A 26,147-nucleotide genomic window follows, 5' to 3' on the forward strand; every position below is an offset into this window, starting at 1 on the left:
CCCCATTCTCCTTACCGGCCTCGCCGTCTGCGCTACTTGCGGCGGCGCGATGACGCTGCGCACCGGGACCTCGAAGAGCGGCAAAGTGCATCGCTATTACAGCTGCTCCACGGCGGCCCGCGTCGGCAAGACCGGCTGCAAGGGGCGCTCGATCCCGATGGACCGGCTCGACGGGCTGGTCACGACCCATCTCGCCGATCGGCTATTCGGCCCGAACCGGCTGGCTGGTATCTTGACCTCCCTGGCCCAGAAGCGCGCCGCCGGCGACGACGAGGTCCGCAATCGAGCGGAAACCCTCCAATCGGAAATCGCCCGGGCCGAGGACAAACTGAAGCGCCTCTATAGAATGGTCGAGGATGGCGTCACCGACATGGACGATCTTCTTCGTGATCGCCTCGCCGCGCTCAAATCGGAGCGGGAGCGGGCGAAAGCCGCGCTGGAGCGGATCAAAGCCCAGTCCGCGCCGCAACTCACGCTCGAACCGGACCAGCTCGAGCGATTCGGGACGTTCATGCGCGAAAAGATCACAGTCGGCGAAACTTCGTTCCGCCGAGCCTATTTGCGGGCGGTCGTCGAAGCCGTCGAGGTCGACGACCACGTCATCCGCATTCACGGCTCCAAGACCAGCCTCGAACAGGCCGTCGTCGCCGGAGAACAAATCGGCAAGGGTGTTCGCGGTTTTATACGCAAATGGCGCGCCCGAAGAGATTCGAACTCCTGACCCCCAGATTCGTAGTCTGGTGCTCTATCCAGCTGAGCTACGGGCGCCTACGGTCCGCGCTGCGCCTCAGCGGCGCGTCGAACCGGTGAGCCGCTCGTTTAGCGGCTGCGAGGCCGCTTGGCAATAGGAAGATATTTCCCCGGACAAGACGCTTGCGCCGCCTTATGACTGCGATAATTACCGACGATCCTGATGGCGACGCTCCTTGAATGTAATAAAATAGGATTGATGATGAACGAGTTCGGGTCGAATGGCGTGCAGATCGCTTATATCGATTTTCCGCCCCTGACGGAGGATCGCCATGAGCCGATCGTCCTCATTCACGGCTACGCCTCGACACATGCCGTGAATTGGCTGTTCCCTCAATGGGTGAAGACGCTCACCGAGGACGGGCGGCGCGTCATCGTGCTCGACAATCGGGGCCATGGCCGTTCCGAGAAGATTCACGATCCGGCGGCCTATGAGCTTTCGCTCATGGCCGGCGACGTCGCCAATCTCCTCGCCGAGCTCGGCGTCGAGCGCGCCGATGTGATGGGCTATTCCATGGGCGCGCGAATCGCCGCCACGCTGGCGCTGGACCATCCCGAGGTCGTCCGCTCCCTCGTGCTCGGCGGCATCGGCGCCAATCTCGTGACCACCGGCCTGCCGCGCGGCCTGGCCGAGGCCATGGAGGCCGAGCGCATAGAGGATATCGACGATCCGCTGCTGAAAATGTTCCGCGGCTTCGCCGAGGCGACGCGCGCCGATCTTCCCTCTCTCGCCGCCTGCGCGCGCGGCCCGAATCAGACCGTCGAGCGCGCCCGGCTCGCCGCGATAAAGGCTCCCGTGCTGATCTGCGTCGGCACGCGCGACGAGGTGGCCGGCGATCCGCATCCGCTCGAGCCTTTGTTCCCGGACGCTCATATCGTCGATATTCCCGGCCGCGACCATAATCGCGCCGTCGGCGACCGCGTGTTCAAGCAGGCGGTGCTCGATTTCCTCGCGCAGCGGGAATAGAGGCGGAGCCGAGCCATGATCGACAGCGGCCCCGCGCGGCTCGTCGCCCTTTCCGGCGTCGATCCGCTTTTTTCCCGCCTCTCCGCCGAGGCCGAAGCCGCCGCGGGCCGCGAGCCGCATATGGCGGCCTTTCTCTATGCGGCGATTCTGGCGCAGGACAGTCTCGAGGCCGTGGTCGCGCATCGAATCTCGCAGCGTCTCGCGTCGCCGGAACTGCCGGCGACGGTCGTAGAGCGGCTCTGCCGCGATCAGATGGCCCGTGATTCGGCCCTGGGCGCCGCGTTGCGCGCCGATCTGATGGCCGTTTTCGACCGCGATCCCGCCTGCACGCGCCTGCTCGAGGCGGCGCTCTATTTCAAGGGTTTCCACGCCATCCAGACCTATCGGCTGGCGCATGGGCTGTGGCGCTCCGGCCGCAGCGATCTCGCGCTCTGGCTCCAGAGCCTCGCCTCGGCGCGTTTCCAGACCGACATCCATCCGCAGGCGCGAATCGGAGCCGGCTTCTTTCTCGATCACGCGACCGGCGTGGTGATCGGCGCCACCAGCGTCATAGAGCACGACGTCTCCATGCTGCACGGGGTGACGCTGGGCGGCTCCGGCACCGCCGGCGGCGCGCGCCATCCCAAAGTGCGCCATGGCGTGCTGATCGGCGCGGGGGCCAAGCTGCTCGGCGACATAGAGATCGGCGAGCGCGCGCGCATTGCGGCGGGCTCTGTGGTGCTGGAATCCGTGCCGGCCCATAAGACGGTGGCCGGCGTGCCGGCCCGCGTCATCGGCGATGTGGGCGCCGCAGAGCCGGCGCTGACGATGGATCAGATCATCGACGAGTCGCACGATCCGGGGTTGTAGGAGCCCACACACGTCGGCGCCAGGACTTTCCCTCAGCGGCCGAAGGCCGCGTCTCGAGGCACGCGCGCCGCCGCGCTGAGCCATAAATATTGGAACCATCGCGAGTGGATCGGATTACCGACCCATGTGCGACAAGACTGGAGAGCACAATGCGCAAGCTCCTGGCTCCAATTGCGCTTGGCCTGTCGCTTGTTGGCGTGACGCCTCTATTCGCGGCGCCGCTGGGCACGTATTACAACCCGATACCCGATGTAAAAGGCGGCGACTTGTCGGTCCCCGTCCATCGCGGGATGTATTGCGCGAACGGCTCGTGGCACTATGGATGGCTCCGGCCGTGGGAAAGCAGCCCGGTGATCAAGGCGAGTTGCGGCCGCGCCGCCAATCAAATGCCACGCTGACCCAGGAGCCGAGCCCTCACCCCCCGAATCGATTGCTCTTCGGGAACCCCCGCGGCGGCAGCCGCCCCGCTTCCGCCCTATGGGCGATCCACTCGCTCAGCTCGCGCTTGTCCACGGTGAAGGTGCGGCCGGACGAATCGACCCAGGTCAGCCCGTCGGCGAGCGCGAAGACCTTGGCGTCGGCGACGCCGCCATCCTTGTAGCGTTGCAGCCGCACGCCCTTGCCGCGCGCCATCTGCGGCGCCTCGGCGAGCGGGAACACTAGAAGCTTGCGATTCTCGCCGATGATGGCGACATGGTCGCCCTCCGCCGGCGTCACGATCTTCAACTTGGAGTTCTCCTCGACGCCGAAGACCGCGCGGCCCTTGCGCGTCGTCGCGACGAGATCGTTCTGCGAGACCACGAAGCCGCGTCCGTCGTCCGCGACGAGCAGCAGCAGCGCGTCCGGCGTCTGCGGCAGCACTTTCACGATCGCCGCGTCTTCGTCGATATCGGCCATCAGCCTTATCGGCTCGCCATGGCCGCGCCCGCCCGGCAGCTTGGCGGCGTCCAGCGTGTAGGCCTTGCCATTGGAGGCGAGCGCCAGAACCTTGGACGTCGTCTGCGCGAAGAAGGACGTCTCCAGCGCGTCGTCGCCCTTGAACTGGAGCTGCGTCAGATCGGCCACATGGCCTTTGAGCGCGCGTATCCAGCCCTTTTGCGTCACGACGATGGTGATCGGCTCGCGCTCGATCAGCGCCTCGGCGAGATCGATGTCGGTCGCCTCCGGCGCATCCTCGAAAGTGGTGCGGCGCTTGGCGAGCTTGGCGTCGGCGAGAATCGTCTTTTTCAGCTCGCGGATCTGCGTGGTGATCGTCTTCCACTGCTTGCCCTCATCGGCGAGCAGCGATTCGACCTCCGTCTTCTCCTCGAGCAGCTTCGCATGTTCCTTGCGCAGCTCCATCTCTTCCAGCTTGCGCAAGGCCCGCAGGCGCGTGTCGAGAATATAATCGACCTGCACGTCGGTCAGCTCGAAAGCCGCCTTCAACGCCTGCTTGGGCTCGTCCTCCTCGCGGATGATGCGAATCACCTCGTCGAGATTGAGGAAGACGATGATCATGCCCTCGAGCACCTCGAGCCGGCGCACGATCTCGCTCAAGCGATGACGCGAGCGGCGCTCCAGCACCTCGCGGCGATGGTCGAGCCATTGGCGCAGCGCCTCGTCCAGCGAGACGACGCGCGGCACGGCGCCGTCGACGAGCACATTCATATTGACCGGGAAACGCACCTCCAGCTCGGAGAGCTTGAACAAGGTCTCCATCATCAGCGCCGGATCGACGGTGCGCGTGCGCGGCTCGATGACGATGCGCACATCCTCGGCCGATTCGTCGCGCACATCGCCGGCGAGCGGCGCCTTCTTCTCGACGACCAATTCCGCGAGCTTCTCGATGAGGCGTGATTTCTGCACGCCATAGGGAATCTCGGTGACGACCGCGACCCATTGCCCGCGCGCGGTCTCTTCCCTTTTCCAGCGCGCGCGCAGGCGGAAGGAGCCGCGACCGGTGCGATAGGTCTCGACGATCTGCGCGCGCGGATCGACGACAATGCCGCCGGTCGGAAAATCCGGCCCCTGCACGAAGGTGAGCAATTGCTCCGCTGTCGCGCTGCGATGCGAGATCAGATAGAGCGCGGCGTCGCACAGCTCATTGAGATTATGCGGCGGAATGGAGGTCGCCATGCCGACGGCGATGCCCTGCGCGCCATTGGCGAGAAGATTGGGGAAGGCCGCCGGCAGCACCACCGGCTCCTGCTCCTCGCCCGAATAATTGGGGCGAAAGTCGATGGCGTCCTCGTTTATGCCCTCGAGCAGCAGCCGCGCGACCGCGGTCATGCGCGCTTCCGTGTAGCGATAGGCGGCGGCGGCGTCGCCGTCGACATTGCCGAAATTGCCTTGGCCGTCGACGAGCGGATAGCGCGAGGAGAAATCCTGCGCGAGGCGCACCAGCGCATCGTAGATCGCCTGATCGCCATGCGGATGGAAGGAGCCCATCACATCGCCGACGATCTTCGCACATTTCTTGAACGGCGTGTTCGGGTCCAGCCGCAGCATCTGCATTCCGTAGAGAATGCGGCGATGCACGGGCTTCAAGCCGTCGCGCGCGTCCGGCAGCGCGCGGCCGGTGATCGTCGAGAGCGCATAAGTGAGGTATCGCTCCTCGAGCGCCGTGCGCAATTCCACCGGCAGCGCATCCCCGCCGCCTTCGTCCGTCGTCGTTCCGCTTTTCGCCATATCGCCGACTCCCGCCCTTTCGGCGTTTGCTGCGTGCGCTTATAGCCCGCCGCGACTCTGGCGTGAACCATTGCCGTCGCTGCGCGCTTCCACTAAGACAGCCGAGCTTTCGGCGTCCTGTCGCATCGCCGTCCGTTCGAGCCTAATCTCATGAAGAAGCCTCTCCTGTTCGCATTTTTTATCGGCGCCGGCATGGCTGCGGCCAGCGCGCAATCCAAGGCCTTGGAATTTTCGCTGTTCGACTGGCTGCCCTTTTTGCACGAGGACGCCGCGGAGAAGAAGGATGCGCGCCGCGCCCGTTCGCCGCAGGCTCTGTGCAAGGACGTGGAAGTGCCGATCGACGAGGGCTATGGCGTCAGCCGTCACGAGCGCCGGGTGGTGTGCGAGGGAGAGTGACGCATTTCGGGCGAGCGCAGGCTCGCGATCCCGGAGCGCATTGGACCGCGAGCCTTCAGGCTCGCATCGCGCCGCAAGCCGCCACGTAGAGCGCGCGCGCCTGCGGCGCCGTGAGTCCGCGCGGGCCGAAGACGTCGCGTTGCAGAAAATGCCCGGTGAGGCGGAAGGCCGCCGCCAGCTCCTCCGCATCCGCCCCGGCCGGCGCCGGCCGGCGCAGAAATTCGGGGAAAGGCAGCAGACGATCGCGCCAGGGCGCGGCGGCGGCGCGTGCGACCGCCCGGCCGGTCTTGGGCGACACATAAGCGAGGTCCGCCGTCTCCCCCGTCAAGGCGCAGCGCTCGAGATCGAGGCCGAAGCCCAGCGCCGCCAGCAGCGCCAGCTCGAAGCGCGCCATCAGCGCCGGGGCGAGATCGAGCGAATCGAGCCGATCGGCGATGACCTCGGCCATATCGAATAATTCGCCATGCGGATCGCGCTCCGGCAGCAGCCGCAGCAGCGCGCAGAGATGGCCGACGCCATGCAGGGCGAAGGCGCGGTCGATGAGCCGCGCCGCCCGCGAACGCAGAGGCTCGACGGCGAAAGCGCCGAGATGCTGCTCGAGCCGCGCCCGCCAGGCGACCTCGACGCTATTGCCCGGCTGCAGCACCGAGCGCAGCGCCCGGCCGGCGCCGCCGCGCACCATGCCGGCGTGACGGCCATGCGCGCGCGTCATCAGCTCCAATATGACCGCGGACTCGCCGTGGCGCTTGACGCCGATGACGAGCCCTTCGTCCCGCCAATCCATCTATCCTGTCACAGCTCGGAGAGCTTCACGTCCGGCGTGTATTTGAAATCATAGACGTCCTTGGTGATCGCCTGGCCGCAGATCACCCGGCCTTTCGCCGCGTCGAAGGTCAGCGTCGGCGAGCCGTAGAGCGACCAGCCGAGGCTCAGCGCCTCGGTGACGCGCTTGCAGAATTCGGCGTCGTCGGGACCGGTCAGATAGCGATAGACGGTCGATCTCTTGCCGAGATGAGCGGACATTTCGTTTCCTCGAATTTTCCCCGCGCCTCGACGGACGATCCGCCGGCGCGCTCGCGCCGTCATCCGCGCGCCGGCCGCTCGGCGCAAGGATTTTCTGCGAGCGTTCAGCGCCGCCCGGAATTGAACAGCCGCAGCACGAGCCAGATCGGCACCACGATCACCGCGCCGGTGACGACATAGCCGATGACCATATGCACCGCGCCGAAGCCGAGCGAGGAGATGCGATCGAAGAATCGCCGCGCGCCATGGACGAGGTCCATGGGCTCGATCTCCAGCCACATCAGCAGCGCGCCGACGACGAGCGAGACGAACAGCAGCTTGACGAGCACCTGCAGCGGCGAGCCGCCGAGAAAATCATTGAGTCGACTATTGGAGGCCATGCGCGTCCTTCGCTCTCGATTGCGCGGCTCAGAGGCTCTCGTCCTTGGGAGCCTCCTCGCGGAAGAGCTTCATCATGCGCCGCAGGAATCGCTCGGTAAAGGAGAGGGCGCGCTCGAACTCCTCCTCTCCGGGCAGTCCCTTGCGCGGCGCGGCCTCGGGAGCGGCGCCCGGAAGCTTGGCGCGCAATTCGGCGTTCTCGCGGACGAGACGCTCGATCTCGCCCTGAAGCGCGTCGCGCTCCTCGGCCGCGACGCGGCAGACGGAGAGCCCGCCCTCCACAGTGCAGAAGGAGACCGCGCCGGTCTGCTTGTCGAGTCGCAGCAATCCGCCCTCCGCCGGACTCATGGCGAAGCGGCCGGCCTCGCTCGCAGGCGGCTCGGCCGCGGGAGCTTCCGCCCGCGCCGCGCCGGCGGCGAGCAGGGCGGCGAAAAAGACGAGGGAAATGACGCGCATCGGCTCCGACCGGGTTCAGGAGGCCGTCCCTCGAGGCCCCGCTCCGATGTGGCGAGCGGGACGGAGCGCGTCAATAGGGCGGCTTCGCCGATATTTTCAGCTCCCGATCGCTCAGCAGGCGCGCTTCTCGAGACATATCAATTCATCGGACCGCGGCGTCACGGCGAGTTCGAGCCCGTCACTGCGCGTTTTTCATCGCGGAGGGGAGCATCGCCGGATCCTCCTCGATCAGTCTCTCTATGCTGCGATCGTCGATCGGCTTGGCCGCCGCGGTCGCGACCGGCTGCGCCTTCAGCCCGGTCTGGCCGGCGAGCCATTCGCGCCATTGACCATGGCTGCCGTTGAATGTGTTCTGGTCCACGGCGACGGGAATTCCGGGAACATGTCCGTCGGAGCGATATTGCCAGAAGGTCCATTTGCGGTCGCCATAGCGCACCGCCGGATGATATTTCGTCGAGCGCACCCAGATCGGATATTCCGAAAGCGCGCCGGAATGCAGGATCGCCTGATAGAAATCCACCGAGCTGTAGATGATCGGCCTTTTGCCGTAATGGCGCTCCATATCCTCCAGCATGACGCGCATGTCGCGCAGCACTTCCTCGCGATAGAGCGTGCGCTTGCAGCTGCGCGATGTGGGCGTCGCCTCCACATCCAGCACCGGCGGCAGCGCGTCCGGCTCCACCGGCACCACCGATTTGAAGAAGCCGGTCTCCTCATGCGGGGGCCGGCACCAATAGACGAAATGATAGGCCCCGCGCGGCACGCCGGCCGCCTTGGCCGCCGCCCAATTGCGCTGGAACTTGGAGTCGAGCGCGTCGCCGCCCTCGGTCGCCTTGATGAAGGCGAAGGCGACGCCCGATTCCTTCACCGCCTGCCAGTCGATGTCGCCCTGATATTTGGAGACATCGACGCCATGCACGGAGAATTCGGCGCTGCGCGTCGCCGGATAGGCGTGCAGCTGCGACTCCGGCACCGCATAAGCGAGATAGGTCGGGTCCTTGCGCGTGTTGACCAGCGGCGCGCTGGTCGCAAAGCGCGGACGGCCGCTATAGGACGGGTCCACGGCGCTACCGCAGCCGGAGAGGGCCGTGGAGAGGAGGGCAGCGGCCGCAGCCGCGAAAATCTCGTTCGATCGCATTGCGCGAAAATATCCCGCAAGCCGGTAACGAAGCGTTAATTCCCAAAAGCCAGCGTGATTCGCCGCAGGCTCGGCCGCGCGACTCATCCGAGCCGGAACCATAATGTGGCGATGGTGAGAAAGGAACCATAGCCGACGACATCGGTCACTGTCGTGACGAAGGAGCCGGAGGCGACGGCCGGATCGACCTTCCAGCGCTCGAGCAGCATGGGCACCAGAATGCCGCCCAGCGCGCCGGCGGCGAGATTGGTGAACATGGCCAGCGCCATCACCGGGCCGAGCCCGATCGTCTGGAACCAATTGGCCGCGACGAGCCCGGTGATCAGGCCGAAAGCCGCGCCATTGAAGGCCCCCGTCGCCAGCTCGCGCATTATGATGCGAAGCGCGTTGGAGCGCGAGAGCTCGCGCGTCGCCAGCGCCCGCACCGTCACCGTCATCGTTTGCGTCGCCGAATTGCCGCCTTGGCTGGCGACGATGGGCGCGAGCACGGCGAGCGCCACCATCTGCTGCAGCTGCGATTCGAAGGTCTTCAGCACGCTCGCCGAGATGAAGGCCGTGCCGAGATTGATGAGCAGCCAGAGAAAGCGGCTCTTGACGATCCACCAGAAGCTGTCGGTCAGCTCCTCGTCGGGGCTGACGCCGCCGAGCGCCTTGATCTCCTCGGAGGCCGCCTCCTGAATGACGTCGACGACGTCGTCGATGGTGATGACGCCGACGAGCCGCTCCGCCTCGTCCACCACGGGAACGGAGACGAGATTATAGCGCTCGAAGAGGCGCGCCACTTCCTCGGTGTCCTCGTCGAATTGCACGCGGCGGCGGTCCGCCTGCATGATCTCCTCGACGCGCGTCTTGGGATGGGCGCGCACCAGCGCGTCGAGAAACACCGTGCCGAGCAGCCGATAGGCCGGATCGACGACGAAGACCTCGAAGAAATTGTCGGGCAGCTCGTCCGGCTCGGTGGCGCGGAAGAAATCGAGCACCTCGCCCGCCGACCAGAAGGGCGGCACGGCGATCAGCGTCGTCTGCATCAGGCGCCCGGCCGTGCCCTCGGCGGCCTCCAGCGAGCGGCGCAGCACGATGCGCTCTTGCGCCGGCAGCGCCTCCAGGACCTGCGCCTGCTCCTCAGGCTCCAGCGTCTCCAGAATGGCGACGGCGTCGTCGCTCTCGAGCTCGCGCATCGCCTCGGCGAGCGTCGCGACCGGCAGCTCCTCGAGAATCTCCTCGCGCGTCGTCTCGCCGATCTCGGTCAGAGCGGCGAAATCGAATTCATCGCCCATCAGCTCGACGAGGCGCGGGCGCTCCTCGTGATCGAGCAATTCGATCAGCGCGCCGACATCCGCCTCATGGAGCGGGGAGACGAGCTCCTTCACATGGCCGGAATCGCCTTCCGCGATGGCCTCTTCCACCGCAGCGACGAAATCGGCGCGCGGTTCGCCGGTTTCCTCGTCACGAAAATTTCCATCCGCAGGCGCCGATTTTTCATGGTCTTGCGACATATGGGGCCCTGATCGATGCGCGAGGGGGTCCGCCCGGCCGGCGAGACCGGGACAGGGCTCCCATAACGCGCCGCGCCGGGAAAGCAAACCGCCAATGCATGTTCTTTCTGCACTCTTTCGCCTGACGGCGGCTCTAATCGCGATTATTCCCGCCGCCCGCGCCGCCGACTGCGGTCCGCAGGCCCTCGGCGTCTCGCGAGTGATCGAGATCGACGGCGGCGAGCGTCTGGCGCTCGGTCTGCAGACCTATCCGCGCACGCTGGCGCTCGCCGATCGCGAGGTCGTCCTCACCTTCGACGACGGCCCGGCCCATGGCGCGACCGATCGTGTGCTGGATGCGCTGAAGGCGGAATGCGCGCGGGCGACCTTCTTCCTCGTCGGCGCTCATGCGACGGAAGCGCCGGCGCTGGTTCGGCGCATCGTCGCCGAGGGGCACAACGCCGGCCATCATTCCTACAGCCACCCGGCGCGCACGCTGCGGCTGATGAGCGAGGGAGCGGCGCAGGCCGACATAGAAAAAGGCTTTCGGGCGGTCGACGCCGCGGCGGGCTTTCCGCCCGCCGACAGCCCGCATTTTCCTTTCTTCCGCTTTCCGGGCTTCGCCGACACGCCGGAGCTGGTGCGCTGGCTCGAAGATCACGACGTCGCCGTCTTCGGCGCCGATCTCTGGGCCTCCGACTGGCAGGAGATGACGCCGCGCGCCGAGCTGGAGCTGGTGATGTCGCGATTGGAGGCGGCGGGAAAGGGTATCGTGCTGTTCCACGATCCGCGGCCCTCCACGGCCGCGATGATGCCGGAATTTCTGCGCCAGCTGAAAGCGCGCGGCTTTCGCCTCGTTCACATCGTCCCCGGCGACGGGCCGACGCCGATCGTCCATGCGAAGCCCGGCTGGACCTCGGCGACCGAGGCGATCATCGCCAAGACGCTCGGCCCCAAGGGCCTGCGCAGCGAGCCGCAGGAGGAAGGCCGAGGCGTCAAATCGCAGTGAGAGAGATCAGAGCTTCCCGCGGTCGCAGGCGTAGAAGCCCTTCGCCCCCCAGCAGGGGCCGGTCCTATAGACAATGCCGAGATCGCGGTCCTTGAGCCGCGTGGTCCAGACGCGGCCTTGCCGCAGCTTGATCGTCAGCGGCCCGTCCTCGATCTGGAAGATCACTTCCCTGTCCTTCTCGCGCAATATGCGGCACGGCCTGGCGGTCACGACCCTGCCCTCGAGCTTCACGAAGCAGCGCGCCTCATATTCGTCGAGCCCGGTCGTCGCCGCCGGCGAGGACTCGGAAGGCGCTCGCTCAGGGAGCGTTTCCTCCGCGGGCGTTTGCTCTGACGGGGCTTGCTTGGGCGAAGACGCGGCGGGCGCGGCCTCGGCCTGCGCCGTGACAGGCGGAGCGGCCGGCGGCGGCGAGGCCGCGCTCTGGTCCGCGACGAAGGGCGAGGCGAAGGGCGCGGGAGCGAGCGGCGGCGCATTGTCGAAGGAAGCGCGCGGCTTGGCCGAAAATTCCGCGAGCGCCGACGCCGGATAGCCGAGATCGCCCGCCCCGGCCGTCGGGGCGAGGCCGGCGCCGAACAGAGCGCCGAGCAGCGGGAGCCTTACCTTCATATCCCTCTCTCCTCGGCGGCTGTCGCGGGATCGCGCGCTCATCATCCTGTCATTCGGAGCGGACCGCCATAAATTTCGTCTCGACGCGCCTGCGCGTGAACGGCCAGGTCCGAGCCGTGCCGGTCTCGCCTTCTATGCTGCTGCGCGCGCAGGTGTTTTTCTTGCGTGAGCGTGGCGGCGAAAAAGGGCGCTTGTTCGGCGCCGGAAGGGCCGGCCCATGTCGTGATTGCTCACAGCCCGAGCGGGAGGCCGATTTGACGCAAATCCCCGAAGAGACGCCGACCCATGCGAGCGCCGCCGACATTCGCGGCGTTCTCGGAGCGCTCGACGACGAGAAGCTCTTGGCGATCCTCGCGCTCGCGCCGACGCTCGCCGAAATCGAGGACGCCTCGCTCTGGCTCTCCGGGGACAGGGATATTTTCGGGCCCGGCCGACCGCTCGGCGAGCGCGCCGGACAAATCGTCGCCGTGCTGGCCGCAGACGAGGAAGACGAAGGCCGTTAGAGCCTCGCGCCCTAAGCCGAGGCGGCGGGCTTGGCCAATTGCGCGGCGCGGGTCGCCTGCTCGCGGCTCGGCACCATGACCCAGGCCTCGCCGTCCAGCACCACCTTGCCGTCGACGAGGCATTCGCAATGAAGACGGGCGCGGCGGCCCTTCTCGATCAGCTCGACGATCTCGACCACGACATGGATCACGTCGCCGATCTTGACCGGGGCGCGGAAATTGAGCGTCTGCGACAGATAGACCGCGCCAGGCCCCGGCAGATACATGCCGATGACGGTGGAGATCAGCGCGGCCGTGTAGAGGCCGTGCACGATGCGCTCGCCGAAGCGCGTCTTGCTGGCGAAATGGTCCGACAAATGGATCGGATTGCGGTCGCCGGAGAGATCGGCGAAGGCGATCACATCGTCATCCATGACGGCCTTCATCAAGGTCTCGCGCATTCCGACGGCGAGGTCTTCGAAATAATAGGTCTTGAAGGGCGTCGACATGGATGCGGTCACCGGCCAATTGTCGCCCAGCGGAAGAGGCCGCTGGGCCGTTTCCCCATCTACCACACCAGAAACGGCGCAAATGCAACCGGTTTGACTCCGGCCCGGGCCAGGAGCGCCTCCATTGCGGCGACGTCCAGCCGGCGCTCCGGCGGCGGATAGAGCTCGTCGCGATGCACGCCCTCGGTCAGGAACAGCGAGTCGAGGCCGGCGCGGGAAGCTCCAAGCAAATCCGTAGCCACCCCGTCGCCTATGGCGAGAACGCGGGCGGGGGCCTCGCCGGCGAGAGCGGCGATGCGGCCGAGAGCGGCGGCATAAATCGGCGGATGGGGCTTTCCGGCCATCACCACCTCGCCGCCCAGCGCGGCGTAACGCTCGGCCAGAGCGCCGGCGCAATAGACCAGCTCCCCGGCGATTCCGACCACGATGTCGGGATTGGCGCAGAGCATGGGCAGGCCGCGCTCGCGCATATATTCCAGCGTTTTCAGATAGTCGTCGGGCGTCTCGCGTCTTTCGTCGATGAGCCCGGTGCAGACGACATAATCGGCGTCTTCGAGCGGAACGCGGTGGAATTTTCCGCCGAGCAGCCGATCGGCGGCCTCGAAAAGCCCATTGTCGCGCGGCGGGCCGAGGTGATGGCACGCTTCTCCCGCGCGCACGACCATCTGCTCCAGCGTCAATTGCCCGGCGCTGACGAGATCGTCATAGGCCACGCGCGGCAGGCCGAACCCGTCGAGCTGCCGGCCGACCTCCTCGCTCGGACGCGAGGCGTTGGTGACCAGCGCCACTCTGCCCCCGCGCGCGCGGAATTTTTCCAGCGCCGCAGCGGCGGCGGGAAAATGCGAGCGGCCGTCGATGAGCACGCCCCAGACGTCGCAGAGGATCGCGTCATAGCGATCGGCGAGCTGCGACAGGCCGGATATTTGCGGAATGGACATTTTTTAAAACCGCGGCTGCGCGAAGGCGGCGGCATGGGCCTGCGGCGCGACCTGCGAGAATTCGCCCGAGGCTTCGTCCAGCACGAGCAGCCTGCCGTCCATCACGCCGAAATAGGCGCCGTGCAGCGAGAGATAATGGCGCTGCTCCAGCGTCGCGATCCAGGGAAAGCTGCGCAGATTGGCGATGCCCTGCTTGATCGATTCGAACGCCAGCCGCTCGATGTAATCGGACGTGACGGGATCGGGAATTGCGCCGGCGCGCTCGGCGGCCGGGGCCAGCAGCTTGATCCAGCTGCCGATGAAATCGCCGGCCGAGAGCGGCCGCGTGTAGGGATCGGCCTGACTCTCCGCATAGGCGCGCACGCCGCCGCATTGAGCGTGGCCGAGGATGACGAGATGATTCACCTTCAGCGCCATCACCGCATATTCCAGCGCGGCCGACGTGCCGTGATAATCATTGTTCGGCGCATAGGGCGGCACGAGATTGCCGACATTGCGAATGACGAACAGCTCGCCCGGCCCGGCGTCGAAGATCGCCTCCGGCGCGACGCGCGAATCGCAGCAGCCGATGACCATCGTCCGCGGCTTCTGGCCTCCGGCGGCGAGCTCGTGGAACCGCTGCTGCTCGCCGCGAAACCGCCCGGACAGAAAGGTCTCATAGCCTTTCGCGAGATGGGCGGGGAGAATGTCGCCGGGCTGATCTGTCGGGCCGGCTTCGGTCATAGTTGCTCCTCGTGACGCGCAAACGATCGACAGAACACCCGGCGACGAGGCGTTTCCACCTCCCCCTCGAGGGGGGAGGTCGAGCGCCGAAGGCGCTCGGGAGGGGGTGACGCCCCGACTCTTCGGGCTCGCCCCACCCCGGACGGCTTCGCCGTCCGACCCTCCCCCTGAAGGGGAGGGTGGCGCGCTCCATTTCCGGCTTCCGCACATGATCGTCGGATCGTGACAGCCGGGCGATGGCGCGCCGGCGGCGGCTCCTTTATTGTGGAGCGCGACCGACGAGGCAAGGGGAGAAAAACAGAGCCATGATTTCGCGACCGCGACGCAGCGTGCTGGCCATGCCGGGTTCCAACGCCAGAGCGCTGGAGAAGGGCAAGACGCTCGCAGCCGATGTGCTGATGTTCGAGCTCGAGGACGGGGTCGCCGAGGCCGCCAAGGAGGCGGCGCGCGAGCAGGTCGTCGCCGCGGTGAAGGGCGGCGGCTATGGCTCCCGCGAGATCGTCGTGCGCGTGAACGTCTTCGATTCGCCCTGGTATGCGGCGGATATCGCCGCCGTCGCGGCCGCGGGGCCGGACGCCATCGTCGTCCCCAAGGCCAATAGCCGGGACGATATTCTGCGCGCCGCGCGCGATATGAAAGCCGCCGGCGCCCCCGCCCACACCACGCTCTGGGCGATGATCGAGACGCCGCGCGCGCTCTTCGACATAGAGAAGATCGCGAGCGCCGCGCAGGAGGCGCCGCTCTCCGCCATGATGCTGGGGCCGAACGACATCGCCAAATCGACGCGCGCGAGACTGACGCCGGGACGGCCGGCGCTCGTCGCCTGGCTGTCCGCCTCGGTGCTGGCGGCGCGTCTGCACAATGTCGATATCATCGACGGCATCTACAATGATTTCAACGATCTCGAAGGGCTGCGCCGCGAGGCCGAGCAGGGCCGCGACCTCGGCATGGACGGCAAAATGCTGATCCATCCGGGCCAGATCGCCACGGTCAACGAGGTCTTCGCGCCCTCGCCGGCCGAGATCGAATTCGCGCGCAAGATCGTCGAGCTGTTCGACGCGCCCGAGAATACGGCGATCGGCGTCGCGCAGATCGACGGGCGGATGGTGGAGCGCCTGCATCTCGACGGCGCGCGGCGGACATTGGCGCTTTCCGGCGCGCCGTGAGCGCTAAATTCCGGGCGCGATGAGCCTGGAACGAAGCGGCGGATGTTTCGCGGAATGTCCGCCTCGTCTATAAGGGGCTGCGGCGAGGAGCCCCCGAAACATGGCGCAGCACGACAAAGACCCCGCAGCAGATGGCCACGAAGCCTCGGAAAGGGCGTCCGACGACGTCTGGACGACGACGAGCGTCGCGCGTCCCGCCGAGCCCGAGCGCCCCGAGGGGGAAGCAATTTCGGCGCCCGCGAGCGAGGCCGCGCCGGCGCCGAAACCGCGCCGCAAGAACTGGCATCGCTTCACCCTGCTGGCGGCGACGCTCGGCCTGCTGGCGACCGCGGGGTCGATCGCCGCCTATCGCTTCCGCGACAAGCATGAGAAGCTCGCCGCCTTCGCCACGATCGTGGACGAAACATTCGCGCGGCCGGAGAAGCTCGTCACAGCGCTGCGCGAGACCGTCGTGAAATGGACGGGCAAGGCCGCAAAGCCCGCTGCGCCTACGAGTCCCCCTGCCCCGATCGCGCGCCGTGAAATCGAGGCGCCCGCGAAGCCGGCTCCGGTCGAGGCGAAGCCGCCGGAGCCGATCCCCCCGCCGCGCGCTCCCGCAGAGGCTGTCGTCACCCGGTCTGCGCCCGCGGCGGCCCCGGTCGCGCCTCCCGAGCCGCCGGCCCGAACGCCCGTGGCGGAGCCCGCCGCCCCGGCCTCCGTCCCAGACGCTCGCATCGAGGCGCTGACGCAGCGCATCGAGGAATTGGAGCGGATCGCACGCTCGGCCCTGGCGCTGGCCGAACAGGCGGGCGCCGGCGCCCGGCCCGCTCGCTCGGAGCCGCCGGCTCAGGATCAAAAGGCGCAAGACCAGAAGATAAGAGACGCCGAGGATAATGTCGCCGGCCTCGAAGGCCGTATCGACTGGCTCTCGGACGAGGTGAAATCGCTGCGCGAGAAGCTCGAAACCGCCAAGGACGAGACCCGCGCCCCACGCGAAGTGGAGCCTCCGCCGCCGCCCACGCCGGAGCCGCCCGCTCCCGTGGCCGCCGCGCCGGAAGAGGCCAAAGGCCCCAATCCCGCGACCATCGTCGTCGTCGCGCATTCGCTGCAACGGGCGCTCGATCGCGGCGGTCCCTTCGCCTCCGAATACGCCGTTCTCGCCGCCCATGGCGCGGACCCGAACGCGCTCGCCGCTCTCGCGCCTTCGGCCGAGAAAGGCGCGCCCGACGCGCGGGCGCTGCGCGCCTCCTTCCATCCGCTGATTCGCAAGCTCGAAGCCTCCGTCGAGCTGAAACCCGACGCGCCTCTGGCCGACCGGCTGCTGCAGGGCGCCTCGAAGCTGGTGAAGGTGCGCACTGCGGCGGAGAAGGAAAAAGCCTCGATCGGCGACATTGCCGCCAAATTGGAGGCGGCGCTCGATCGCGGCGAGATCGAGACGGCGCTCGCCGCCTTCGCGGAATTCCCGGACGACGCCAAAACGGTCGCGCGCGAGTGGGAAGAGGCGGCCCGCCGCCGCGTGGAGGCCGAGAAGGCTGCGGCCTCCATTCTCGCCGGCGCCCTGGACGCGCTGGCCAAATCCAAGAACTGAGCGGGGTTTACGACGATCGGAAGCTGTTTTTCCGATGGGAAATCCTGCTGAAACAAAAGTCTGGGCAGAAGCGCTCAGAACCGAGGCGAGGATCGACGACCCATGATTCTGCTGCTCTTTTTCATTGCGGCGCTGGCCGCTCTGTCCATCGGCCTGCATTGGCTCATCGAGCAGCCGGGTTCGATAACGCTCGACTGGGGCGGCTATCACATAGAGACGTCGCTCGTCGTCGGGGCGGCGGCGCTGATCGCGACGATCGCGGCGATCATCATCGCTTGGGCGATCATCGTCTATTTCTTCCAGGCGCCGGCGCGGCTGAAGCAGGGCTCGCGCGCCAAACGCCGCGAAAGAGGTTTTCAGGCGCTCTCGCGCGGCATTGTGGCGGCCGGCGCCGGCCATCTCGCCGAGGCCAAGCGCGCCGCCAGGGAAGCGGTCAAAAATCTCGACAAGGAGCCGCTGACCTATCTGCTGCGCGCGCAAGTGGCGCAGCTCGAGGGCGATCGCGTCGGCGCCGAGACCGCCTTTCATGAAATGACGCAGCTCTCCGAAACGCGGCTGCTCGGCCTGCGCGGGCTGCACATAGAGGCCAAGCGCCGCAAGGACGAAGAGGCCGCCCATCATTTCGCCGATCAGGCGCATCAGCTCACGCCGCTGCCCTGGGCCGGCCATGCGCTGCTCGAGCATCACGGCGCGCAGGCCAATTGGGAAGAGGCGCGCATCGCCGTCGAAGCCAATCTGAAAGCCAAGGCCATCGATCTGCCGACAGCGCAGCGACTGCGCGCCGTGGTGGAAACCGCCTTGGCGCTGGAGAAACAGGCGGAGCATCCGAGCGAGGCGCTGCATCTCGCCCGGCAGGCGGTAAAGCGCGCGCCCGATCTTACGCCCGCCGTCGCGCTGATCGGGCGGCTGCTCGCCCATCATGGCGACAGCGCCAAAGCGTTGAAGCTTCTCGAGAAGACCTATGCCGAACAGCCGCACCCCGACATCGCCGAGGCGTTTCTCGAAGTGGCGCCGAACGAATCCAACGCCGAGCGTCTGGCGCGGGTGAAGAAATTCGCCGCCGCCGCCGCGCATTCGCCGGAAGCGGGAATTCTGGTCGCCCGCGCGGCGCTGGCGGCGCGCGATTTCGCTTCGGCGCGCAAGGCGCTCGCCCCCCTCGTCGCCGAGGGCGAGACGCCGACCGCTCAGGTCTGCCTGCTGATGGCGGAGCTCGAGGACGCCGAGAACGGCCCCAGCGGACCGGTGCGCGAATGGCTGGCCCGCGGCTCGCGCGCGCCGCGGGATCCGGCCTGGATCGCCGATGGCGTCATCTCGCGGCGCTGGGCGCCGGCCTCGCCGGTCACGGGAAAGCTCGACGCCTTCGTCTGGGCGACGCCGCCCGAGCCCGTCCGCGGCCCGACCGAGGACGCCCGCGCCGATATTCCCGCCGCTTTTTTGACCCGGCCGGAACGGCTGCTGGAGGCGAAAGCGGAAGAGGAAGGCGCGACCGCCTGATTGCGAATGTGGGCGATGCGCGCCTTCCGGCTCGCGTCGTCGCCTGCTGCTATTTCATCCCGCGCGGTCGCCTGATCTGCACATAGAGCGCGCCCTCGCCGCCGTGATTGCGCGCCGCCTCGCCGAAACCGACGACGAGATCGCGCATGGCCGGCGCGCTCAGCCACATTGGCGCGAGCCGGCGCAGCACGCCGCCCTCCTCGCTGCGAACGCCCTTGCCCGTCACCACGATCGCCATGCGCGCGCCCGCCGCCTGAGCGCGGCGCAGAAAATCATAGAGCGCGGTCTGCGCCTCGGCCTGACGCAGGCCGTGGAGGTCGAGCTTGGCCTCCACCTCCAGCCGGCCGCGACGCAATTTCGTGCGCGTGCGATGATCGATTTCCGCCGGCGGCGGCGCCGGACGGGGCCGCTGCTTTTTCTCGGCCGGCGGCGAGACCGGAACGGCCGGCGTCGCGGCGGCGCCCTTCTTCGACTCGGGAGCGTCGATGGGCTGCTCCTCGGGCGGTCGGCGCCGCGCGCGGGTCGGCCGAACATCGGCCGTCACCTTGTTCCACAGCTCGATCTCTTCCTTGGACAGAAAACGCGAACGGCGCGAGTCGCGCGGCGGATCAGCCATCGCCGCGCTCCGCGGCCCGCGGCAGCAGCACGGTGAATTCGGCGCCGTGGCGCACCAGCCCGGCGAGCGCGCCGGCCTCGTCCCCGGCGCCGAAAAAAAGATCGGCGCGGGCCGGTCCCAAAATCGCCGAGCCCGTATCCTGCGCGATCATCAGCCGCTCGAAAGGTTCGGGCGTCGCGCCGCGCCAGGGCAATGTCGCGCCGATCCAGAAGGGCAGGCCATAGCTCCACAGCGAGCGATCCACGGCGATGGAGCGCAGCGGCGTCAGCGCGCAGCCTTGGCCGCCGATCGGCCCGTCGCGCCGCTCGGGCGAGCGATCGGCGCGGAAGAAGACATAGGAGCGATTCTCCTGCATCAGCCGCGCGCCGGGCTCGCCCTCTTCCTGGCCGAGCGCGCGGATCTCCGCCTTCAGCCGATCGAGCGACATTTCGCTCTGCGGCACGCGCCCGCGCTCGATGAGCAGGCGGCCGATCGACGTATAGGGCCGGCCGTTGCGGCCGTCATAGGTGAGCGGCAATTCGCGGCCGTCTGGAAAACGCAGCCGCGCCGAACCCTGCACCTGAATGAGAAACAGCTCGACCCTGTCGCGCACGAAGGCGATGGGCTTCGGCCGAATGTCGAGCGGGCCCTCCTCCAATGCGCGGCGATCGGGATAGGGCTCGAGGCCCCCATCCGCGCGGCGCCGGGCGGAGGTGAGCGTTTCGTCCGCCTCGCCGCGAATGGGCGTCTCGTTCGAGGTGACGAGATCGGCGGGACGGGCGGGAACGGGCGTGCGGAACGCGGCGTCGGGCGCTTCGCGCGCCTCGATCACAGGCTCGTAATAGGCGGTGACGAATCCCGGCTCGCGCAGGCGAAACGGCCGGAACTGCGCAACGAAAAAATCGCGCGCGGCGTCTTGCGAGAGTGTGTCCGCATTTATCGACAGAGCGATGCGGCAGACGCGGACCAGAGCGTCATCGGCCGGCAGCGCCGGGCGCATCGGCGGCGCCCCAGAAAGAGTGACGGCGGCCGAGCGTCGGAAGACGTGGAAGACCTCGCGCAGATCGTCCCGAAAGAGGGCGTCGATCGAATCGAAACCGATCGGATCGAGATCGTCGGACGCCACTCTCGATCCGCCTAATGGACCGTTTCGGTCGCCACGAGCTTCCAATTCGGATCACGCGACGCGACATCGCGCGCGAAAGTCCAGAGGTCGACGATTGCGAGCGGACGCTCGGGGTCGCCTTCGATCACGGCGCCGGCGCTGTCGCGGCGGACCGATTGGAGCTTGACGACGAAACGAAGCGTGATCTGCGCCTTGCCGAGCTCGACCTTGGCGTCCTCCACCGTCGCCGAATCTATGGAGACGACATGGGCCTCGGCCGTTTCATTGCGCCGCTCGCGCGCGGCGATCTCGCCGGCGAAACTGTCGAAGACTTCGGTCGAGAGGAGATTGCGCAGCGTGTCGCGATCGCCCTTGGCGAAAGCCTCGACGACCATGCCATAGGCTTTCTTCGCGCCATCGACGAAAGCCGGGGCGAAGAAGCCGCGATCGGAAGCGGCGATCTGGTCCAGCCCGCGCCAGCCGTTGCTGCCGGATTCGGCGAGGCCTTTCCAGCGGTCGGCGTCGAGCGGGCCGGAAGCCGGCGCCGGAGCGAAAGCGGAATTTTGCGGAGCGGGGCCGATCCGGCGGGCCGGGCCGGCGCGATCGGAAGCGGGGCCTTCCCGATCGACGCGAACGCCGAGGACGGACCACAATTTCCAGACGACGAAAGCCGCCAGAGCGGCGAAGACCAAGATGGAGGGGTCGAAATCGGATCCCGACAAAGGGCGTCTCCCAGTCGCAGGGATTGTCCGGTATCATGTCGCGTCCCAGATGTCACGAATCAACCCCTCGCCGGACCATCGGCGATGGGATGGAGGGCGCAGCGACGTGAACAAGTCGAAACTCCTCGCCTATGTGCTGACCGGCTGGCTCTTCGTCGAGATCGTCGCCTTCGTGCTCGTCGTGCAATTTCTCGGCGTGCTTGCGGCGGTCGCGCTCGGGGTCGGCACGACGCTGCTGGGACTGGCCGACGTCAAGCGTCTGTTCGTCTATCTGCGCGGCCGCATCGGACAGCCCCGCGAGGAGCTGAAATCGGGCGTCGCTCTGCTGGACGGAGGTCTCGAGGCGGTCGGCTCGCTGCTGCTGATCCTGCCCGGCTTCGCCTCCGATCTCGTCGGACTGGCGCTGAAATCGCCGTCGGTGCGCGCCCATGTCGCCGATCGCATTCGCGGCAAGACCGAGCGCAAGGGTCCGCAGACGATCGATCTTTCGCCCGGCGAATGGAAAGCGATCGTCGATGAAGGCCCCAAGCGCCGCGTCCGCGCGCGGCGCGCGCCATCCGCGAAAGTCGTGTGATCGGGTGAGACCACGGCCCTCCCGGCCGCAACGTTTCCGATATGCGCCTCCGGGTAGGACGATCGTCCGGCCGCGCCGAGGCGCCCGGCGCCTCGCGGCGGCGGGGGAGGAGGGGCGGTTCGGGACGCTCCGGCCCCTTTGGCCGCAGCGCTATAAAAATCTGTCGGTTCCGGAGCGTCCCGAAACGCGGCTTTGCCTTCTCGTCGACGTCCCGAGGCGCATTCAGACCCGCGAATCCTGGGCTTTCGCGTGCAAGATCCGATCGCTTCCGAAGGCTTGGGCCCACGGAACGGCTCTCGCTCTGCCCTATGGACGGGAGAGAAACACCGATCCGGCGACGCGCCGCCTGTCCAGGGACGGGGGTCGCCGTCCCGGATGGAGCCGGCCCCCGCCCGCGTTCCCTGACCCGAGAAACGCGCCCTTGCGTCAGCGGGAGCGAAGGCAGAGATAGGAATATTTTCAGGATATGTCAAGGACTGACAATGGGGAAGCCAGCCATCTCTTTTCCCGCTCGAGGGCGATCGAAATGCACACATGCTCCTCGCTCCGGCGTCCTGGCCGGGCTTGTCCCGGCCATCCACGCCGGCCCGCGCCAAGGCGTGATGGAAGCTTGATCCGACGCCGAAGCGCCGGGGCGCCCGACATCGGGTCGAATCCATCGATAGCGGGTACACTTTCCTAAGGTTTCTCAGCGGCTTGGCGTGGATGGCCGGGACAAGCCCGGCCAGGACGGCGGCAGAGTTTTGCAATAGTTGAATCCGGATAGCCCGCTTGCGGGAAAAAGCCCCTCTTTTCGGGACGGCGAAGGGATATCTCTGACCCGAAGCAGCCGATGGGCTCTGGATTTTCATTCTGCGGTTGGTATTGTCCCTCGTCGTTGAAGCTGGGCTAGACTTGGGGAGGCAGGGAAGTCATTTATGCGGCTTCGCATCTTGATTTTCCTCACGCTCGCGCCTGTTCTGGCGCAGGCCGATTCCCGCGATGCGCGTGAACGACAGGAAGTCTTGAAGATTTTCGATTTATTGACATCGAAAATGGATGTGACGGCAGGGGATGGGATCGGCTCCGACCTTGACTGCGTTTTCTCCCGCGAATGGGACGAAAGCTGGCATAGGAACGCCAAAGGCGTCGAAACCAAACCATTTCGCCCGCGCGAATTGTTGTCGCTTCAAGAAGCGCTCGATCCACTCGGCCAACATGCGGAAATGTTCTGCGATTACGCCGAACGGGTCGAGCAGGCTCAAATATTGGCGCAAAGCAGCGGCAAGAACATTGCGGTCGCCAATGTCGGATTCAGCTATCCTGTCTTCGGACGGAATTTTGAGACCGCGACAGTCTACTATCAACAACGAAGCGATTTATTCTATCCGGATTCGAATAAAAAGCGTGGTGTGCCGGTAGGAAGCAACGGAATAATTACGGCGCGCAAGCGGGGAGGCGTCTGGACCTACGAATCGTCTGTGACGGGAATCTCGAATTAAGCACCGCGTTTCGCGTTCACCTGCGAGATCGAACGTGATGACACCGGCTTTCGGCCAAACCCAGTTCCTCCAGATCGCACGCTCGAATGGCCGCTCCCGGCGCATCTGCGAAATTCGAGCCGACGCGCTACCCGCCGCCGGATTCCTATGGTTTCCGGGTGATCGCATCGCGAAGGTGGAACGCCTTTCCGGGAGCCGCTTCTCTTTCACCCGATAGCTCGGCTCGACGGCAAATCCCGTTGTCGCAGGCGAGGGGACGTGTTAGGCGGGCGCCGTGGCAGGCGCCGCCATTCCGTCGGGCCTGTCGGGAGCCGAAATCGGCAGGGAGTTCGACGATGACCGATACGAATGGAAACGGCTCCGGCCCGACCGGCGCCCCGGCGCTCAATGTGCTCGTGCAATATGTGAAAGATCTCTCCTTCGAGAATCCCAATGCGCCGCGCTCCTTGCAGCCGCGCCAGAATCCGCCGGACATCGGCATTCAGGTCAATGTGAACGCCAAGCAGCTGTCGCCCGAGGATTTCGAAGTCTCGGTGACGCTGGAAGCCTCCGCCACCGAGGGCGGCGAGGCGCTGTTCAAGCTCGAGGTCGATTACGGCGGCGTGTTCCGCCTCGTGAATATTCCCGCCGAGCAAATTCATCCGATCGTGATGATCGAATGCCCGCGGCTTCTGTTCCCCTTTCTGCGCCAGGTCGTCGCCGACGCCACGCGCAATGGCGGCTTCCCGCCCCTCTATGTCGATCCGATCGACTTTTTCGCGCTCTATCAGCAGCGCGCGGCCCAGGAGCAGCAGGCTCCCGCCAACGCCAACTGAGTTTACGGGAGCGAGCCGCTCAGGCTCGCTTCTCTATTCCCGAGGCAAATCCCGCCTCCATCTCTTCCGGCTGCGCGAAATAGCGCAGCCACATCGGCTCCTTGCCCAGCTTGGCGATGAAGGCCTCATGGGCGGCGCGCTCCGCCTCGGTGAGCAGCGGCGCGAGCTTTTGCGGACGGCTGCGCAGCAATTCGCCGCCGCCCGCTTCCGCCAGAGTCGCGGCGTCCGCCTGCAATATCAGCGCGGATTGGCGGCCGCCCATCAGCTCCGCATAGACTTCCGCCAGCAGGCCGGCGTCCAGCAGCGCGCCATGCTTGTCGCGGCGCGTGAGATCGACGCCATAACGCTGGCAGAGCGCGTCCAGCGTGTTGGAGGCGCCCGGATGCCGGCGGCGGGCGAGGGTCAGCGTATCGACGACGCGATCGAAGGGGATCGCCTCCATCCCCAACAGGCCGAGCTCGAAATTGACGAAGCGCATGTCGAATTCGGCATTGTGCGCGACGAGGGCGGCGTCGCCGACGAATTCGAGAAAGCTCTGCGCGATTTCGCGAAATTTCTTCTGGCCGGTGAGAAAGGCCGAGGAGAGGCCATGCACGCGAAACGCCTCCTCCGGCATGTCGCGTTCTGGATCGAGATAGAAATGGAAAGTGCGGCCGGAGGGGATGAGATTGGAAATCTCGACGGCGCCGATCTCGACGATGCGATGACCTTTGGTCGGGTCGAGACCGGTCGTCTCCGTGTCGAAGACGATCTCACGCATTGCTCGCCTCTCTCGAAAGGATCAGCGCGACGGCTCTCGCCGCGCCAGCTCCTCGAGAATTAGCCGAACTTCCCGCCGAGCGGAATCAAAACCGCGCTCGCTATGCACCACGAAATCGGCGCCGGCGCGCTTTTCGGCGTCGGGCGTCTGCTTGGCGAGAATGGCCGCGAATTTTTCTTCCGTCATGCCGGGGCGCGCGAGCACGCGCGAACGCTGGACGTCCGGCGGGGCGGAGACGACGACGACGGCGTCGACATCCTTTTGCGCGCCGATCTCGAAGAGCAGCGGAATGTCGAAGACGGCGAAACGCTCGCCGGCGCGGCGGCAATCCTCTAGGAATTCGTCGCGGCCGGCGGCGACGAGCGGATGCACCAATGCTTCGAGACGGCGGAGCGCCTCCGAATCGCCGAGCACGCGGGCGGCGAGGCGGGCGCGATCGACAACACCGTCGACAGTGGTTCCTGGAAACATCTCTTCTATGCGCGCCGCCGCGGGACCACGATAAATTTCATGCACGGCGCGATCGGAATCATAGACGGGGACGCCTTCGGCGCGGAAGAGATCGGCCGTCGTCGATTTGCCCATGCCGATCGAGCCGGTGAGGCCAATGACGAGAGGGCGGGTCGAGGTTTCGGCCTTCATGAGAGAAGCGCGCCTTCACGGCGGAGCGCCGCGAGCAAGGGCAGCATCGGCAATCCGACGATCGTCCAATGATCCCCGGCGACGCGCTCGAAGAGATGCACGCCGAGACCTTCGATCTGATAGGCGCCGGCGCTGGTCGTCGCTTCCTCGGCGACGCTGTCGAGATAACGGGCGAGAAACTCGCTCGAAACGGCGCGCATCGTCAAATCCGCATGGGCGAGGGTTTCGAAGATTATGTGTCCGTCGCGCGCTAGGGCGATCGCGGAATGCAGGCGATGAGTGCGGCCGGACAGATAGCGCAGCTGCTCGGCGGCGGCGGCGACAGTCGCGGGCTTGCCGCATCGGCGGCCCTCGCAGCTCGCCACCTGATCGGCGCCGACGACCAGCGCGCCGGGCCGCGTGCGCGACACGAGCGAGGCCTTGTCGCGCGCCAATCGCGCAGCCACCGCGTCCGCGTCGCCGCCCGCCGCGACGACCTCCGTCTCGATGGCGCGCTCGTCGATCTCGGCCGGATGAATGAGAAAGGGGAGGCCGCTCTGCTCCAGCGCCATGCGTCGGCCTTTGCTCTTGGAGGCGAGAATCAGCGGCTCGGCGGCGAGCCAGAAAGCGGCGGAACCATCCTGCGACACCGAAGCCTCCTCCGCTTCGCAGCCCACAGCCCGAGCGCGATCACGGGCATTATGGGGAAAAATAGCGCCGCCGACCGGAGGCGTGTGGACAGCTGCGCATATCGTGGCGCGCCGATCAACAGTCGTAAATCGGCGGGGGATAAACGTCAGCGCGGCCATTGGAAGGCTAGATTCTCCGCCATCAAAAGGACAGCATGTGGGAATCAGCGCGCAAGCATTTGTTCATAAATC

Annotated in this window: 30 protein-coding genes and 1 tRNA gene; 13 read left to right on the plus strand and 18 right to left on the minus strand. The window is 66.7% G+C overall.

Annotated features, from left to right (window positions below; translation table 11 throughout):
- Positions 1-4 precede the first annotated feature (4 nt).
- Entirely contained in the window at positions 5-721 is a 717-nt protein-coding gene (locus FMZ75_RS01295) for a recombinase zinc beta ribbon domain-containing protein (protein WP_370464659.1), read from the plus strand.
- On the opposite strand, the gene FMZ75_RS01300 is transcribed toward FMZ75_RS01295, so the two are convergent.
- A tRNA-Arg gene (locus FMZ75_RS01300) sits at positions 692-768 on the minus strand. The genes FMZ75_RS01295 and FMZ75_RS01300 overlap by 30 nt on opposite strands.
- A 184-nt stretch (positions 769-952) precedes the next feature.
- On the opposite strand from FMZ75_RS01300, the gene FMZ75_RS01305 reads away from it, so the two are divergent.
- The 3 genes from FMZ75_RS01305 to FMZ75_RS01315 all read left to right on the plus strand — a co-directional run bounded on the left by FMZ75_RS01305 (position 953) and on the right by FMZ75_RS01315 (position 2,964).
- The gene (locus tag FMZ75_RS01305) at positions 953-1,717 is read left to right on the plus strand and encodes an alpha/beta fold hydrolase (RefSeq protein ID WP_166141173.1); all 765 of its coding nucleotides are present in this window, start codon (positions 953-955) and stop codon (positions 1,715-1,717) included.
- Positions 1,718-1,732: 15 nt separating this feature from the next.
- On the plus strand, positions 1,733-2,566 hold the full coding sequence (gene cysE / locus FMZ75_RS01310) for a serine O-acetyltransferase (protein WP_166141032.1): 834 nt from the start codon (positions 1,733-1,735) through the stop codon (positions 2,564-2,566).
- Between the two features lie 149 nt (positions 2,567-2,715).
- A complete protein-coding gene (locus tag FMZ75_RS01315) occupies positions 2,716-2,964 on the plus strand; it encodes a hypothetical protein (protein ID WP_142862873.1) in 249 nt (82 codons plus the stop codon).
- A 16-nt stretch (positions 2,965-2,980) separates the two neighbouring features.
- Here the strand turns inward: FMZ75_RS01315 and parC are convergent, their stop codons facing one another.
- Positions 2,981-5,233 (minus strand): DNA topoisomerase IV subunit A, encoded by a 2,253-nt coding sequence (gene parC / locus FMZ75_RS01320; protein WP_166141033.1) that lies wholly within the window; start codon positions 5,231-5,233, stop codon positions 2,981-2,983.
- Between the two features lie 150 nt (positions 5,234-5,383).
- Here parC and FMZ75_RS01325 point away from each other — a divergent pair, with 150 nt between their 5' ends.
- Positions 5,384-5,629 carry a hypothetical protein gene (locus FMZ75_RS01325; RefSeq protein ID WP_166141034.1) on the plus strand — a complete coding sequence of 82 codons (246 nt, stop codon included), beginning with the start codon at positions 5,384-5,386 and terminating at the stop codon, positions 5,627-5,629.
- 55 nt (positions 5,630-5,684) lie between these two features.
- Here FMZ75_RS01325 and recO read toward each other — a convergent pair whose 3' ends face one another.
- From recO to mgtE, 6 genes are all read right to left on the minus strand, one after another.
- Positions 5,685-6,413, minus strand: coding sequence for a DNA repair protein RecO (recO, locus tag FMZ75_RS01330; protein ID WP_166141035.1), 729 nt, complete (start codon positions 6,411-6,413; stop codon positions 5,685-5,687).
- Positions 6,414-6,421: 8 nt separating this feature from the next.
- On the minus strand, positions 6,422-6,652 hold the full coding sequence (locus tag FMZ75_RS01335) for a DUF1737 domain-containing protein (RefSeq protein ID WP_166141036.1): 231 nt from the start codon (positions 6,650-6,652) through the stop codon (positions 6,422-6,424).
- Positions 6,653-6,756: 104 nt separating this feature from the next.
- A complete protein-coding gene (locus FMZ75_RS01340) occupies positions 6,757-7,032 on the minus strand; it encodes a DUF6460 domain-containing protein (RefSeq protein WP_166141037.1) in 276 nt (91 codons plus the stop codon).
- Positions 7,033-7,060: 28 nt separating this feature from the next.
- Positions 7,061-7,486, minus strand: a complete 426-nt coding sequence (locus FMZ75_RS01345) for a hypothetical protein (RefSeq protein WP_166141038.1) — start codon at positions 7,484-7,486, stop codon at positions 7,061-7,063.
- Positions 7,487-7,664: 178 nt separating this feature from the next.
- Entirely contained in the window at positions 7,665-8,624 is a 960-nt protein-coding gene (locus FMZ75_RS01350) for a GH25 family lysozyme (RefSeq protein ID WP_166141039.1), read from the minus strand.
- An 83-nt stretch (positions 8,625-8,707) separates the two neighbouring features.
- Positions 8,708-10,120: a magnesium transporter gene (gene mgtE / locus FMZ75_RS01355; RefSeq protein ID WP_166141040.1), complete on the minus strand. Its 1,413-nt coding sequence runs from the start codon at positions 10,118-10,120 to the stop codon at positions 8,708-8,710.
- Positions 10,121-10,214: 94 nt separating this feature from the next.
- Between mgtE and FMZ75_RS01360 the strand changes: the two genes are divergently transcribed.
- The gene (locus tag FMZ75_RS01360) at positions 10,215-11,108 is read left to right on the plus strand and encodes a polysaccharide deacetylase family protein (RefSeq protein ID WP_166141041.1); all 894 of its coding nucleotides are present in this window, start codon (positions 10,215-10,217) and stop codon (positions 11,106-11,108) included.
- A gap of 6 nt (positions 11,109-11,114) precedes the next feature.
- Here FMZ75_RS01360 and FMZ75_RS01365 read toward each other — a convergent pair whose 3' ends face one another.
- Positions 11,115-11,714 (minus strand): hypothetical protein, encoded by a 600-nt coding sequence (locus FMZ75_RS01365; RefSeq protein ID WP_166141042.1) that lies wholly within the window; start codon positions 11,712-11,714, stop codon positions 11,115-11,117.
- Positions 11,715-11,809: 95 nt separating this feature from the next.
- Between FMZ75_RS01365 and FMZ75_RS21445 the strand changes: the two genes are divergently transcribed.
- A complete protein-coding gene (locus tag FMZ75_RS21445) occupies positions 11,810-12,217 on the plus strand; it encodes a hypothetical protein (RefSeq protein WP_246728717.1) in 408 nt (135 codons plus the stop codon).
- A gap of 11 nt (positions 12,218-12,228) precedes the next feature.
- Here FMZ75_RS21445 and FMZ75_RS01375 read toward each other — a convergent pair whose 3' ends face one another.
- From FMZ75_RS01375 to FMZ75_RS01385, 3 genes are read right to left on the minus strand one after another with little or no spacing between them, the layout of a single operon-like run.
- A complete protein-coding gene (locus FMZ75_RS01375; RefSeq protein WP_108915622.1) occupies positions 12,229-12,705 on the minus strand; it encodes a MaoC family dehydratase in 477 nt (158 codons plus the stop codon).
- 59 nt (positions 12,706-12,764) lie between these two features.
- Positions 12,765-13,643, minus strand: a complete 879-nt coding sequence (locus FMZ75_RS01380; RefSeq protein WP_166141043.1) for a TIGR01459 family HAD-type hydrolase — start codon at positions 13,641-13,643, stop codon at positions 12,765-12,767.
- 3 nt (positions 13,644-13,646) lie between these two features.
- A complete protein-coding gene (locus FMZ75_RS01385) occupies positions 13,647-14,366 on the minus strand; it encodes a carbonic anhydrase (protein ID WP_166141044.1) in 720 nt (239 codons plus the stop codon).
- 305 nt (positions 14,367-14,671) lie between these two features.
- On the opposite strand from FMZ75_RS01385, the gene FMZ75_RS01390 reads away from it, so the two are divergent.
- From FMZ75_RS01390 to FMZ75_RS01400, 3 genes are all read left to right on the plus strand, one after another.
- The gene (locus FMZ75_RS01390; protein WP_142862882.1) at positions 14,672-15,532 is read left to right on the plus strand and encodes a CoA ester lyase; all 861 of its coding nucleotides are present in this window, start codon (positions 14,672-14,674) and stop codon (positions 15,530-15,532) included.
- A gap of 100 nt (positions 15,533-15,632) precedes the next feature.
- Positions 15,633-17,099 carry a COG4223 family protein gene (locus FMZ75_RS01395; protein ID WP_166141045.1) on the plus strand — a complete coding sequence of 489 codons (1,467 nt, stop codon included), beginning with the start codon at positions 15,633-15,635 and terminating at the stop codon, positions 17,097-17,099.
- A gap of 102 nt (positions 17,100-17,201) precedes the next feature.
- Positions 17,202-18,593: a heme biosynthesis protein HemY gene (locus FMZ75_RS01400; protein WP_166141046.1), complete on the plus strand. Its 1,392-nt coding sequence runs from the start codon at positions 17,202-17,204 to the stop codon at positions 18,591-18,593.
- Positions 18,594-18,642: 49 nt separating this feature from the next.
- Here FMZ75_RS01400 and FMZ75_RS01405 read toward each other — a convergent pair whose 3' ends face one another.
- Genes FMZ75_RS01405 through FMZ75_RS01415 form a run of 3 tightly spaced genes read right to left on the minus strand, consistent with a single transcriptional unit; the run spans position 18,643 to position 21,015 of the window.
- Positions 18,643-19,209: a Smr/MutS family protein gene (locus FMZ75_RS01405; protein ID WP_108915469.1), complete on the minus strand. Its 567-nt coding sequence runs from the start codon at positions 19,207-19,209 to the stop codon at positions 18,643-18,645.
- Entirely contained in the window at positions 19,202-20,314 is a 1,113-nt protein-coding gene (locus FMZ75_RS01410) for an MltA domain-containing protein (protein ID WP_166141047.1), read from the minus strand. The genes FMZ75_RS01405 and FMZ75_RS01410 overlap by 8 nt, the downstream gene beginning before the upstream one ends.
- Before the next feature lie 11 nt (positions 20,315-20,325).
- Positions 20,326-21,015 carry a Tim44/TimA family putative adaptor protein gene (locus FMZ75_RS01415; protein WP_166141048.1) on the minus strand — a complete coding sequence of 230 codons (690 nt, stop codon included), beginning with the start codon at positions 21,013-21,015 and terminating at the stop codon, positions 20,326-20,328.
- A gap of 106 nt (positions 21,016-21,121) precedes the next feature.
- On the opposite strand from FMZ75_RS01415, the gene FMZ75_RS01420 reads away from it, so the two are divergent.
- The 3 genes from FMZ75_RS01420 (at position 21,122) to secB (ending at position 23,885) form a co-directional block, all read left to right on the plus strand.
- Positions 21,122-21,589, plus strand: coding sequence for an FxsA family protein (locus FMZ75_RS01420; RefSeq protein WP_108915472.1), 468 nt, complete (start codon positions 21,122-21,124; stop codon positions 21,587-21,589).
- A 917-nt stretch (positions 21,590-22,506) separates the two neighbouring features.
- A complete protein-coding gene (locus tag FMZ75_RS01425) occupies positions 22,507-23,070 on the plus strand; it encodes a hypothetical protein (protein WP_166141049.1) in 564 nt (187 codons plus the stop codon).
- A 335-nt stretch (positions 23,071-23,405) separates the two neighbouring features.
- A complete protein-coding gene (gene secB / locus FMZ75_RS01430; RefSeq protein ID WP_108915474.1) occupies positions 23,406-23,885 on the plus strand; it encodes a protein-export chaperone SecB in 480 nt (159 codons plus the stop codon).
- Positions 23,886-23,904: 19 nt separating this feature from the next.
- On the opposite strand, the gene dnaQ is transcribed toward secB, so the two are convergent.
- From dnaQ to FMZ75_RS01445, 3 genes are read right to left on the minus strand one after another with little or no spacing between them, the layout of a single operon-like run.
- Positions 23,905-24,645 carry a DNA polymerase III subunit epsilon gene (gene dnaQ / locus FMZ75_RS01435; protein WP_108915475.1) on the minus strand — a complete coding sequence of 247 codons (741 nt, stop codon included), beginning with the start codon at positions 24,643-24,645 and terminating at the stop codon, positions 23,905-23,907.
- A gap of 21 nt (positions 24,646-24,666) precedes the next feature.
- Positions 24,667-25,287 carry a dephospho-CoA kinase gene (gene coaE / locus FMZ75_RS01440; RefSeq protein ID WP_166141050.1) on the minus strand — a complete coding sequence of 207 codons (621 nt, stop codon included), beginning with the start codon at positions 25,285-25,287 and terminating at the stop codon, positions 24,667-24,669.
- On the minus strand, positions 25,284-25,916 hold the full coding sequence (locus tag FMZ75_RS01445) for a nucleoside triphosphate pyrophosphatase (RefSeq protein ID WP_370464656.1): 633 nt from the start codon (positions 25,914-25,916) through the stop codon (positions 25,284-25,286). The genes coaE and FMZ75_RS01445 overlap by 4 nt, the downstream gene beginning before the upstream one ends.
- Positions 25,917-26,147 lie beyond the last annotated feature (231 nt).

Source organism: Methylosinus sp. RM1, assembly GCF_011378635.1.
GTDB classification, from domain to species: Bacteria; Pseudomonadota; Alphaproteobacteria; order Rhizobiales; family Beijerinckiaceae; genus Methylosinus; species Methylosinus sporium.

Excerpts from the sequence above, each read along its gene's own strand:
- FMZ75_RS01305 (WP_166141173.1), top strand. The coding sequence starts at position 953 with ATGAACGAGTTCGGGTCGAATGGCGTGCAGATCGCTTATATCGATTTT.
- cysE (WP_166141032.1), top strand. The coding sequence starts at position 1,733 with ATGATCGACAGCGGCCCCGCGCGGCTCGTCGCCCTTTCCGGCGTCGAT.
- FMZ75_RS01315 (WP_142862873.1), top strand. The coding sequence starts at position 2,716 with ATGCGCAAGCTCCTGGCTCCAATTGCGCTTGGCCTGTCGCTTGTTGGC.
- parC (WP_166141033.1), bottom strand. The coding sequence starts at position 5,233 with ATGGCGAAAAGCGGAACGACGACGGACGAAGGCGGCGGGGATGCGCTG.
- FMZ75_RS01325 (WP_166141034.1), top strand. The coding sequence starts at position 5,384 with ATGAAGAAGCCTCTCCTGTTCGCATTTTTTATCGGCGCCGGCATGGCT.
- recO (WP_166141035.1), bottom strand. The coding sequence starts at position 6,413 with ATGGATTGGCGGGACGAAGGGCTCGTCATCGGCGTCAAGCGCCACGGC.
- FMZ75_RS01335 (WP_166141036.1), bottom strand. The coding sequence starts at position 6,652 with ATGTCCGCTCATCTCGGCAAGAGATCGACCGTCTATCGCTATCTGACC.
- FMZ75_RS01340 (WP_166141037.1), bottom strand. The coding sequence starts at position 7,032 with ATGGCCTCCAATAGTCGACTCAATGATTTTCTCGGCGGCTCGCCGCTG.
- FMZ75_RS01345 (WP_166141038.1), bottom strand. The coding sequence starts at position 7,486 with ATGCGCGTCATTTCCCTCGTCTTTTTCGCCGCCCTGCTCGCCGCCGGC.
- FMZ75_RS01350 (WP_166141039.1), bottom strand. The coding sequence starts at position 8,624 with ATGCGATCGAACGAGATTTTCGCGGCTGCGGCCGCTGCCCTCCTCTCC.
- mgtE (WP_166141040.1), bottom strand. The coding sequence starts at position 10,120 with ATGTCGCAAGACCATGAAAAATCGGCGCCTGCGGATGGAAATTTTCGT.
- FMZ75_RS01360 (WP_166141041.1), top strand. The coding sequence starts at position 10,215 with ATGCATGTTCTTTCTGCACTCTTTCGCCTGACGGCGGCTCTAATCGCG.
- FMZ75_RS01365 (WP_166141042.1), bottom strand. The coding sequence starts at position 11,714 with ATGAAGGTAAGGCTCCCGCTGCTCGGCGCTCTGTTCGGCGCCGGCCTC.
- FMZ75_RS01375 (WP_108915622.1), bottom strand. The coding sequence starts at position 12,705 with ATGTCGACGCCCTTCAAGACCTATTATTTCGAAGACCTCGCCGTCGGA.
- FMZ75_RS01380 (WP_166141043.1), bottom strand. The coding sequence starts at position 13,643 with ATGTCCATTCCGCAAATATCCGGCCTGTCGCAGCTCGCCGATCGCTAT.
- FMZ75_RS01385 (WP_166141044.1), bottom strand. The coding sequence starts at position 14,366 with ATGACCGAAGCCGGCCCGACAGATCAGCCCGGCGACATTCTCCCCGCC.
- FMZ75_RS01390 (WP_142862882.1), top strand. The coding sequence starts at position 14,672 with ATGATTTCGCGACCGCGACGCAGCGTGCTGGCCATGCCGGGTTCCAAC.
- FMZ75_RS01395 (WP_166141045.1), top strand. The coding sequence starts at position 15,633 with ATGGCGCAGCACGACAAAGACCCCGCAGCAGATGGCCACGAAGCCTCG.
- FMZ75_RS01400 (WP_166141046.1), top strand. The coding sequence starts at position 17,202 with ATGATTCTGCTGCTCTTTTTCATTGCGGCGCTGGCCGCTCTGTCCATC.
- FMZ75_RS01405 (WP_108915469.1), bottom strand. The coding sequence starts at position 19,209 with ATGGCTGATCCGCCGCGCGACTCGCGCCGTTCGCGTTTTCTGTCCAAG.
- FMZ75_RS01425 (WP_166141049.1), top strand. The coding sequence starts at position 22,507 with ATGCGGCTTCGCATCTTGATTTTCCTCACGCTCGCGCCTGTTCTGGCG.
- secB (WP_108915474.1), top strand. The coding sequence starts at position 23,406 with ATGACCGATACGAATGGAAACGGCTCCGGCCCGACCGGCGCCCCGGCG.
- dnaQ (WP_108915475.1), bottom strand. The coding sequence starts at position 24,645 with ATGCGTGAGATCGTCTTCGACACGGAGACGACCGGTCTCGACCCGACC.
- coaE (WP_166141050.1), bottom strand. The coding sequence starts at position 25,287 with ATGAAGGCCGAAACCTCGACCCGCCCTCTCGTCATTGGCCTCACCGGC.